8 protein-coding genes are annotated in these 9,599 nt (G+C 36.5%); 2 read left to right on the top strand and 6 right to left on the bottom strand.

Annotated features, from left to right (window positions below; all coding sequences use genetic code 11):
• The first annotated feature begins 275 nt into the window (after positions 1-275).
• Complete coding sequence (locus FJR06_RS09185; protein ID WP_174782930.1) at positions 276-1,124, top strand: M23 family metallopeptidase; 849 nt, start codon at positions 276-278, stop codon at positions 1,122-1,124.
• A gap of 168 nt (positions 1,125-1,292) precedes the next feature.
• Entirely contained in the window at positions 1,293-1,898 is a 606-nt protein-coding gene (locus FJR06_RS09180) for a peptidoglycan-binding domain-containing protein (protein ID WP_015083266.1), read from the top strand.
• Here FJR06_RS09180 and wecB read toward each other — a convergent pair.
• The 6 genes from wecB to FJR06_RS09150 form a co-directional block, all read right to left on the bottom strand.
• Positions 1,895-3,004: a non-hydrolyzing UDP-N-acetylglucosamine 2-epimerase gene (gene wecB / locus FJR06_RS09175; RefSeq protein ID WP_015083267.1), complete on the bottom strand. Its 1,110-nt coding sequence runs from the start codon at positions 3,002-3,004 to the stop codon at positions 1,895-1,897. The genes FJR06_RS09180 and wecB overlap by 4 nt on opposite strands.
• A gap of 83 nt (positions 3,005-3,087) precedes the next feature.
• Positions 3,088-5,526, bottom strand: a complete 2,439-nt coding sequence (locus FJR06_RS09170; protein WP_015083268.1) for an ABC transporter substrate-binding protein — start codon at positions 5,524-5,526, stop codon at positions 3,088-3,090.
• A 175-nt stretch (positions 5,527-5,701) separates the two neighbouring features.
• Complete coding sequence (locus tag FJR06_RS09165) at positions 5,702-6,823, bottom strand: DUF1822 family protein (protein ID WP_015083269.1); 1,122 nt, start codon at positions 6,821-6,823, stop codon at positions 5,702-5,704.
• A 3-nt stretch (positions 6,824-6,826) separates the two neighbouring features.
• A complete protein-coding gene (locus FJR06_RS09160) occupies positions 6,827-7,489 on the bottom strand; it encodes a sigma-70 family RNA polymerase sigma factor (RefSeq protein WP_168651283.1) in 663 nt (220 codons plus the stop codon).
• A gap of 247 nt (positions 7,490-7,736) precedes the next feature.
• On the bottom strand, positions 7,737-8,144 hold the full coding sequence (locus FJR06_RS09155; RefSeq protein WP_051155247.1) for a tetratricopeptide repeat protein: 408 nt from the start codon (positions 8,142-8,144) through the stop codon (positions 7,737-7,739).
• A 121-nt stretch (positions 8,145-8,265) separates the two neighbouring features.
• Entirely contained in the window at positions 8,266-9,477 is a 1,212-nt protein-coding gene (locus FJR06_RS09150) for a DUF2207 domain-containing protein (protein ID WP_168651282.1), read from the bottom strand.
• Positions 9,478-9,599: the final 122 nt, after the last annotated feature.

The raw sequence follows: 9,599 nt of genomic DNA, 5'->3' as shown, positions 1-9,599 counted from the left end.
AATTATCAGCAATTAACGCTGTTTGACCTCGGTTAACTACGTTACTTGTGTATCTCTTAACCTAACAGAATCAAATTTTAGTAATGTCCATAAATCGAAAAAATCTAAGTATCTTGGGAATAGTAAGTTTGCACGAGTCGTAAATTTAACTAGCAAATTGTCCCGATGTGACACATTTGAGACTGAAATAGCAAATAACTATAGCATTTTTCCATTTACAGCAGTCAGCTTTGACTTCTTTTTCGCTGCTATAGCAATTATTAGGCTAGAAACTGATGAAAAAAGTTAATATCTACCGCTTTTGTGATTATGCTTTGATGGCTTTAATATCCTGTACCGTGGCTGTAAGTAAAGTTTCCCCAGCTTTGACTCAGACAGTTTCTCTAATTAACCCCACACCCGCACCTACTGCTAACTTAATTTGGCCGACCCAAGGGATTCTTTCCCAAGGTTTCCGTAAATATCAGCATGAGGGAATTGATATTGCGGGTGCAAAAGGGACTCCAATTTTAGCTGCTGCTGCTGGTACAGTCGTGAAAGCTGGTTGGGATGATTGGGGATTAGGCAATTTTATCGAAATTAAACATTTTAATGGCAATGTAACAGTTTACGGACATAATAGCCGTTTATTAGTAAGTAAAGGTCAACAGGTCAAACAAGGTCAAATTATTGCCGAAATGGGTTCAACAGGCAATAGCACCGCCCCTCATTTGCATTTTGAATTTTATGCAGATGGTCGTTTAGCTAGTAATCCTCTCAGTTTATTACCGTCTGCCACCATCGCAAAAACACCAGTAAATAAACCAATTACCCCAATTCTACAACCAGTTTTATCTGTAAGTAATAATACTGATTGTGATGGAACTACAGTTATGACAGGGGAGACAACAACAGTCAGTATAAAAGTTTGCGAAGAACATGGTCAGTTATTTTATGTGGGGAAATTGAAACAAGAACCAAGTCAAGTTTTAAAAATTCGGGCTTGGAAGCTTGACAATCACAAATATCAGGCAGATAATGGGACTTTTTCCTACTTAATTAGTCCAGAAAAAATAGAAATTTGGCGCAATGGGAGTCCAATTCGTGCGGATAGTTTTCTCACTTCTCATGGTTTAGGGAAATAAAAATACTAACCTCTTTATGTAATTGATGATTTCATTACAAATACCTGATGTGACAGTTCAAATGGCGGAATATATTAGCCAACATATTGTCATAAAGAAGTATAAAATCAATGAAGATTAAAACTAGACAAAAGTATCACAAAATTTCACATCAAGGAGCAGATGATTATGGAATATTTGGCTTATTCCTATATGTATATAGAGGATGAAAGGACAAATGAAAATTTTGCATTAAGTCTTCCGAAATCGTCATTTAATTGGCGGAAAATTTTTAAATCTTCTGCATGGTTAACTTTGGCCGGTGTAACTATATTACTAGCTACAGTGACTCAAATGCAGTTTGCTTCGGCTGAATATGCCAGCACGAATGGAAGCTGTCTTTATATTCGCACTGGACCTAGCACTGCAAATTCATCTGTAGCCTGTGTCCGCAATGGTACATACGTTGGTGAAACTGGTAGTGTTAGAAATGGGTTTGCGAGAATTTCTTCGGGACGTTACCGAGGATACTATGCTGCTGAAAGATGGATTGGTAATACTCCTGGACGTTCTCACCGCAGATATCGTTCTGGCTACGGTGTTGGGGGTAGGGTAACGGTAGAATATGGCGCAAGAGGCGAACGAGTCAGAGAAATCCAAAGAGCTTTAGGGATTAGAGTTGATGGCGTTTACGGTTCACGAACCATTAATGCAGTTCGTCACTTCCAAAGACGTAACGGACTGCGTGTAGATGGCGTTGTTGGTTATCAAACTCGGAGAGCTTTAGGCATTTAGCTTAAGTAATTTTTGACAATTTGCAGGATGCGTTCTGCTGCATGGCCATCGCCAAAGGGATTAATGGCGGTGGCCATTTTGCTGTAAGCGTCGGGATTGCTGAGTAGTTCACTAGCGGCTGTGACGATATTTGCGGTTTGTGTCCCTAGGAGTTTGGCTGTCCCAGCGGTGACTGCTTCTGGTCTTTCGGTGGTATCTCTGAGAACTAACACCGGTTTACCCAGACTGGGGGCTTCTTCTTGCAAGCCACCGGAATCGGTTAAGATTAAATGCGATCGCTCAATAGCTCCCACTAATTCGGCATAATCCAAGGGTTCTGTTAAGAAAATGCGGGAATGATTCCCTAATAACTGTTGCAATGGTTCTCTAACTGTGGGATTTTTATGTAATGGCAGTAATAAGGCTGTATCAGGAAATTGCTCTAAAATTTGTAAAAAACTTTCAGCGATGTCTTGCAGCGGTGATCCCCAATTTTCCCGTCTATGAACTGTTGCCAATATTGTCCTATATTTGCTCCAGTCTAAACCTGGTATATTGCAAACTGGTTTTTTGGCAGCCACATTTAATAAGGCATCAATTACCGTATTTCCTGTTAAGTGAATTTCTCCTAACACCCCAGAATTTTGTAAGTTTTCCACCGCCAAAGTAGTCGGCGCAAAATGCAATTGTGTAAGCTGGGAAATCAACCTTCTATTAGCTTCTTCGGGAAAAGGATTAAATAAATCATCAGTCCTTAAACCTGCTTCCACATGACCTACAGGGATTTTTTGATAAAAAGCTGCCAAGGTGGCTGCAAAAGCTGTTGTTGTATCTCCTTGCACAATTACAAAATCTAACTTTTGGGCTTGAAATAATGCTTCTAAACCTTGTAAACTTCTACAGGTAATATCATTAAGAGATTGTTGACGCTGCATAATCTCTAAATTCCAATCGGCTTTGAGTTTGAACAATTGCATCACTTGTTCAACCATTTCTCGATGTTGTCCTGTGAGAATTACCTGCAATTCAAAATCTGGAGAATTTTGAAAAACTTGAATTACTGGTGCTAGTTTAATAGCTTCGGGACGAGTTCCTAAAATAATGCCAATGCGGTGTTGATTAGTCATTAGTCAAATAATTACAATTTACTTTTATTTGCACTTCCCCAAGATGGTAATTAGTTTTTTAGATAATTATACCAAATTATTGTCTACTCCTTTCGGATAAAACTATAGCCTGTAGATGCTTGGGAGTCTACTTGTACTTGAACTAACATAGCCTTACTGATGCGATCACGATCGCCCCATGATAAAAATTTGATTCTCCCTGTCACACCTGAAAAAGCAAAATTATGACTTAAAGCTTGTTGAATACCTATTCTAGTATTACCATTTTTTTCCATAGCAATAGCTACTGTTTTAGTAGCATCAAAAGCCGTAGCTGTCCGCCAAGTAATTAAAATTTGTTCACCCCAAATCTGATTAGCACTTTTGACAAATTCTTTATTTTCTAAATCATTAATTTGCCAAGGAACTGCCATAATCATACCATTAACTGCATTACCAGCAGCCAGAGTTGTTTGTGTTTGTAAACTAGGATTTCCTAATAATAATAACTTACCTTGATTACTTTTAGCAATTTCCAGAGCTTGATTAATTCTATCAATATGAGGATTCAGCAGAATAGTATTGACATTTTGATTAATAGCATTTTGAATAATTTTATCACTTTGAAAGTTATTAGCAGAAAAATCACAATGAATATCACTAATTAATTCTAAATTTCTGTTATTAATAGTATTAATAAAAGCCTGAATGAAAGATTGATCCGTTGCTTGAGAATCACTGCAAATAAGAATCTTACTTTTATCATTATTTTTGGCATATTCCGCCAGAGTTTCCGCAATTACATGAGAACTAATTACAGTTCTATAAATATAATTACCATTGGTTTGATCTTCACGGTCAGTTAATTTTGTAGAACTACTGGTTGGGGAAATCATCACCAATTTGCCAGATTGATATATATTAGAAGCTGGTACGGTAGCATCACTGCTATTATGACCAATTACAGCTAAAATATCTTTATTTTTGACAAATCTTGCCGCTATTTGTTGAGCTATTTCTGGGTTATTATTGTCATTAGTAATTTGAATTTGTAGAAATTTACTATTCACTCCACCATCATGATTTATCTCTTGTTGAGCTTGTGCGACTCCTCGCAGGATTTCTTGCGCTACGGGAGGATTACTACCTATCGGTACAGCTACACCAATTTTGATTACTTCTTTATTTCCAACCTTCGCATTTTCTAAATATATTCTAGCTTCTGGATCATTAGGATAATCTTGTAAATAGGTGGTAAATTTTTTAATTGCCAGATTATAATTTTTCCACCAAAATGCTGTTATAGCTGCTTGTTTATCCAAATTAGTTGGAGAATTAAATAATATTTTCTCCCCATAACTAAACCGATTTCGCAATTTGATTTCCTGGAAACTCAGCCATGAAATAGCACCGATAATTACTAATAACATCGTAGCTATTGCTGACTGTAAAACTATTTTTTGTAAATTGCGAGGTTGGGGATATTTGAGTAATGCTGCGGCTGGATTTTGAAAAATTACAGGTATCCAAGAAGCACAAGGATATTGATTTTCTAATTCTTCCTGTAAACGCACACGCGCTTGTTGTACAGAAATATATAAAGATTCACCAGACGCAAAAACTGTGAGAAAATATTCTAGAAAATGTTGAGCAACAATATCAGGAACAGGTTCTCGCATCACAATTGTATAAGGTATGCGTAAATCAGCTAAATTACGCGCTAATCCTAAACCATCACAAGAATTAAAAATTGCTAATTTCAATCCTTTTTTGACAGCATATCCCAGAGTATGACGCAACTGTAAAAGTGATAAAGTTTCATTGTCATTAATTTGAATTTCTCCCCAACTATCACCTTCTTGACTGCAACTATGTCCGGCAAAAAATAAAATATCCCAAGGTTGATACCATAATTTATTAACAAGTTCTTGACGCGAAGGTTGCAGCAAAGGTTCAATAATTGCCCCTGGTAATTTTGCGGTCAATGCTTGTAAATCTGGTTGAATATCAATCCCTTGACTATTACCTAAAATAGCCAGAATTTTTACCGGACTTTTTAATTTAATTTTGGATGGTTCATACTCAGAACTAATGACAACTTCAGGTTGAATATGACTGGTATGAAATATTTCCCACAAATGCCAAGGAAGTCTTCTTAAAAGTGAATCTTGTGTTTGTACAATAAATCTGACATTATGCCAATCACCGATTTTTTGTAAAAATTGCCGTTCTAATTTTCTCACAGATGGTTGATTTAACCAATTATTAAAACTAGACTGGAATTTTTTAGCAGCAGTATCACAAATCTCTGTAGTAGATACATTGGTAATTTGAGTTTGAGGTACAGTGATTAACCAATTACCAGGCAATTGATAATAAGCTGATTGCCATTCATAATAAGTTTGAGGAATTTCTAAATCTGGTGGGAACCTGCCAGAAATTTCTGCGAAATGGGGTTTACCGTCTTCCCCAATTCTGATTTTTACAGGAAATCCTTTTTCAAAACTACCTTCTCCAATCTCGAATATAATCAGCTTACCCACTGTTTTTACCCTAATTGATTTGTCTAGTTAAATGACAAACTTTTTATAATAGTCTATGTAGGTTGGGTTGAACAACGTGTTCGCGTAGCGTGCCGTAGGCATAACCCAACATCTTTGCGAATTGCTTGGGTTTCGCAAAGCCTTAACCCAACCTACAACTAATTTATTTGTCTGGTTAAATGACAAACTTTTCCGTAATGGTTGCATTATTTAGAGTAACCCGGATTTGGAATTTTTCACCCATTTCAGCACAAAATTTTAATTGAATGTAATTATCTCCTTGTTCTCTGGCTTTAACTTCTAAAAATGGCTGGCCATTTTCATATAATCCTGATAATAGTAAATCTGCTGGTAAATAAATTTTATTTCCCATTGGGTATACTCGCAAAAGCACAGCAAAAGTTTTATCTAGTTTGGGTAATATAGCCACCATTAAAGCTACAGGTTTCCCTGATAACTGCATTCCTAAATCCATAATTCGTCTAGCAGTAACAACAGGATGATTTGGTGTAATTGTCCATAAAATCTCTGCTAGAGTCCAACGAATTTCTTCATCATTTGTAGTTTGTAAAAGATGAACAAGAATATCCATTACTTCTACATCTGAATTTTCTAATAATGTTGATGGTAAGATTTTCCTCCAACTGCGCTGGGGATATAATTGTTCAATAACTTGCCAAACTTTTTTGGATGTATCTATTTCAAATCCCCGCACTTTTGCAGAACGAAAGGCTAATTGCGAAGTTTTTTGTAAAGCTAATTCCTCAATACTTTGCCATTGAGATGTATATATTCCCTCTAACCATTGTCTTAATTGTATACCCGAAGATTGATGATAATGTTCTAGGAAAAGTTCTAATGGTTGTAACTGTTCTAGTTTAATTTCTGTTGTGGTAACTTGGGGTAAAAATCCTCTGATTTTGGCTTCTTGGCAGGTTTGATTAATTTCTACTACCACATAACCAAAACGATGATGCCAAACTTCAGGAGGAATATAACAAATCTGATCTCCTGTTCTGATATATCTACATTCTAAATGTCCAATTCCAGTTAATAATAAATCTGCTACATTTCCAGCTATTCTTCCCCAATAATCCCAACTATGACTAGCTTCTAATGTAGTAGAAATATCTAACATTTGCAAGTAGTTATTCACAACTTGTACAGCTAAAGTATTCAGATATACGAGTTTTGCTTTTTCTGGATTTGGTTGTTCTTGGGCAAATTGTAAAGCTGTATCTCGGAACTTTGCCGAAATAGGAATAGAAATGCTTTGTTGTTCAGTAGGATAATTCATAATTTATATATCAAAGTAACCTTCGCTATCAAAATAAGCTTGGGATTTACCAAAATTGAGCAGACGGGGAAAACATTGACGTTGATAGAAATTGCTAAGAGTTGCTACAGGTATACCAAACTCTACAGATAAATCTAGCCAAGATTTTTCTGGTGGTAAACGACGAGTAATTAAAATGTAACTATTAACATCTGGACGATTTCGGATATGAATACGTTTTAGTTCTGGAGAATTTGTTTTTAACCATTCTTGAATTTCATTTAATATTGGTCTTGGTTCTGTAGGTGCAGGAATTAAACTTGCAGGATCTATTTGATCATTTTCTTCTAAGAAAAAATCGAATTTACTTTTTTGTTCATAATAACTAATCCGTTTATCTTGTAACCGATAACTGAAGTAATTGTTAATCCAAGTAATCACGCTACTTTTATCAGGATTATAAGGTTCTTTTGCGCTAGTAGCTTCACAAAGATTACGGCAAAAAAACCACCAAGTTTCCTGTAAAGCTTCTTCGGCATCAGGTATACCTGTACCGCGCAATAATTTACCTGTTTTTTGAATTAGTAAAATAATCTGATTTAATCCTTTTTGACGGGCTAGACTACCACTAGGATGTTGACAAGTTTCTTGAATAAGTTGGAGGATTTTTACTTCTAATTCATCCATTTGATTAGGTTAGTTTGATTTTGATACATAATACCATTTTCTTGAAATTGCTATAAAGATGCAAAAAGATTTTTTGGCGTTGCTGATTAAGGGTATGAATTTTAGTCTCACGCAAAGGCGCAAAGACGCACTGAGGTTTGAGTTTTAAAGGTTCAATTTGGGAATTTCATACCTCAATTTAGCAACACCGATTTTTTCTATCTCTTATCAATGTTCATCTTCTTAATTAAAGCAAGCGTCTGAAGATTTACTTATTGTTTATTTTCGGAAATAACTTGATAACATATTGAGATTCAGCTATTTCTACTTGTTGTTGAAATAGTTCAGATGCTCTTTGCAAATCGGCAGTAGCCCCATTTTCATCTCCTAGTTCACGACGGTTAAGACCTCTATTCAAGTAGGCTAATGCAATATTAGGATTAAGACGTAAGGCTTGGTTGAAATCTTCAATCGCTCCTTTTATATCTCCTGATTCAAATCGGGCTTCACCACGCTTGATATAAAACTTTGGATCTTGAGAATTAACTTGTACTAACAGTAATCTTGATTCTCTTCCTGACTCTAAAATATTCGGCACATTTTGAGCATCAACTTTAGAGCTATATAATATTGCTCCTAGTACAAAAACCAAACTTGTTAATTTTGATAATTTCATTTTGTTTTCCTTCTTCAACTAAGAATTTTTCAGATTTATCAACACCTTTGCCATAGTGCAAGACAAGAGAACTGCTACTAATAACAGCTACATTAAATGAGGTGTAAATTCTGGCTGGCTATTAACCGCCACCACCGTCACCGCCACCACCGTCACCGCCACCGCCACCACCGTCACCGCCACCACCGTCACCGCCACCACCACCGCTCCAATCATTACGGCCACCACCGTCACCGCCACCACCACCGTTCCAATCATTACGGCCACCACGGTCACCGCCACCACCACCGTTCCAATCATTACGGCCACCACGGTCACCGCCACCACCACCGTTCCAATCATTACGGCCACCACGGTCACCGCCACCACCACCGTTCCAATCATTACGGCCACCACCACCACCGCTCCAATCATTACCAGAATCGCTACTTTCATTAATTACTGGAATCACCTCTTCATACTCATTATGGTAAGAGCAGTTTTTGCAGTGGTCGATAACTCTTCGCTTTCCTGAACGGCTAGTAGTTGCAGGAACTAATACTTGGTAACTCTGTTTGAAATTTAAACTCTTGCATTTAGGACATTTTGGTTTACTGATTACTGCAAATAGTGCAAAAAAGACTATAAATATAATCCCAATTCCTATGATGGTTCCAAAGTTACTTTGCTGCCAATTAGGTTGAGAAAGATTGAGAATCTTACTAGGAAATACAATTTGAATTTCTAGCTTTTGTTGAGGTAAAATAGGCTGAGTTGCTACAAAATCGAATATTCTAGAACTGACTTGACGGGCTGTAGCCGGAGTACCAAAGTTTTTAAACTCTAAGACTTTACCTGATAAAGCTTGTGGTAATATTACCCAAACTTTTGCTGCTTGAATTGGGGCTTTACGGTCAGCAAAAATGGCTTTCCAGTAAACTTGAGTATTATCACCATTAATATGCAGTCCACCAACAACACGATATTTAATTACAAAAATATGTGATGCTGGTGCTGTTAATTGATGTTGCCAACGAATCCAAAATTGATTATTTTCAATTCCCGTTTCGCTAGGAAGAAGTTTATTATTTTCTTGAATCGTTACATCCTTAATTTCATCAACTTTATCTAAAGGAATATAGCGATATCTTTGATTTGTCCAATCTGATGTAAAAACATACTTTTGTGTTTCCGTAACTAACATATCTCCGTTAGCTTGCACATCAATATTAACATTGATATAATCCCAATAAAATGGTACTTGCTGGGCGACAGCATGAGTAAATGTAATCAAAACAGTCACCAACATAGCAAGTAATGAAAAAGAGATTCTTCTCATTAATAGTTTCTTCATATTTTCCTTTTCTCTGCGTCCTTTGCGCCTCTGCGTGAGATAAAAAGTTGAAGATTCATAGATTTGGGGAATTGATTTTTCGTTCTATGAGTTCTTCTGTGAATGCAGAGTAATGTTATCTA

Origin of the sequence: Dolichospermum sp. UHCC 0352, assembly GCF_009711925.1 — a bacterium.
Lineage (GTDB): Bacteria > Cyanobacteriota > Cyanobacteriia > Cyanobacteriales > Nostocaceae > Dolichospermum > Dolichospermum lemmermannii.
Note: the sequence above shows the minus strand (reverse complement) of the source record. Positions and strands in the feature narration are given on the sequence as shown.

Bases quoted from the DNA above. Each gene is read 5' to 3' on its own strand.
- FJR06_RS09180 (WP_015083266.1), top strand. From the start codon at position 1,293: ATGGAATATTTGGCTTATTCCTATATGTATATAGAGGATGAAAGGACA.
- FJR06_RS09160 (WP_168651283.1), bottom strand. From the start codon at position 7,489: ATGGATGAATTAGAAGTAAAAATCCTCCAACTTATTCAAGAAACTTGT.
- FJR06_RS09150 (WP_168651282.1), bottom strand. From the start codon at position 9,477: ATGAAGAAACTATTAATGAGAAGAATCTCTTTTTCATTACTTGCTATG.
- FJR06_RS09155 (WP_051155247.1), bottom strand. From the start codon at position 8,144: ATGAAATTATCAAAATTAACAAGTTTGGTTTTTGTACTAGGAGCAATA.
- FJR06_RS09165 (WP_015083269.1), bottom strand. From the start codon at position 6,823: ATGAATTATCCTACTGAACAACAAAGCATTTCTATTCCTATTTCGGCA.
- FJR06_RS09185 (WP_174782930.1), top strand. From the start codon at position 276: ATGAAAAAAGTTAATATCTACCGCTTTTGTGATTATGCTTTGATGGCT.
- wecB (WP_015083267.1), bottom strand. From the start codon at position 3,004: ATGACTAATCAACACCGCATTGGCATTATTTTAGGAACTCGTCCCGAA.